Genomic DNA, 568 nt, shown 5'->3' with positions numbered 1-568 from the left:
CATATGGCCGAAGAAGCTTTCCTGAGGAGCGTTGTCCCAGCAGTTTCCTCTGCGTGACATCGACTGGCGCAGTTTCTTCTGACGGAGCAGTTCCCGAAACCCGACACTTGTGTAGTGACACCCCTGATCTGAGTGCACAATCACATCTGTTTCCAGCTCGTCTCCGTGATTCTCCACCAGCTGCTTTACTGTCTCCAGAACAAAGTCAACCTTGAGATTGTCGCTGACTCTGTAAGCCAGGACCTGTTTGGTGCAGGCATCAAGAATCGTTGAAAGATAGGCAAACTTCCCCTGGTAAGGGATGTAAGTAATATCAGTCAGCAGGATCGTTCTGGGCCCGTGCTCTTCGAATTCCCGACGGACAAGGTTCTCACTGACATTGTCCGTACGCAGCGCCTTCGCCATACGGCGGTAAGGATTCGCTTTACGTATCGGACATTCCAGGTTGAACTTCCTCATGAGCCTCCGGATCTTTTTCATGTTGAACCTGATACTGGGGCTTTGATGGAGAAGGATCATCTGGATCTGTCTGGCACCGGCATGGCCGCGCGCTTTCCGGAAAGCCTGC

General features: G+C 52.3%; 1 protein-coding gene. It reads right to left on the bottom strand.

Features of this window, described 5'->3' with window-relative positions; all coding sequences use genetic code 11:
* The coding region (locus Afil_RS10715) for an IS3 family transposase (protein WP_255658397.1) at window positions 1-568 on the bottom strand (568 nt) is incomplete at both ends.

The organism is Allobaculum fili (assembly GCF_020969955.1).
GTDB classification, from domain to species: domain Bacteria; phylum Bacillota_I; class Bacilli_A; order Erysipelotrichales; family Erysipelotrichaceae; genus Allobaculum; species Allobaculum fili.
The sequence above is the reverse complement of the archived record's forward strand: the minus strand, read 5'-3'. Positions and strand labels throughout refer to the sequence as shown.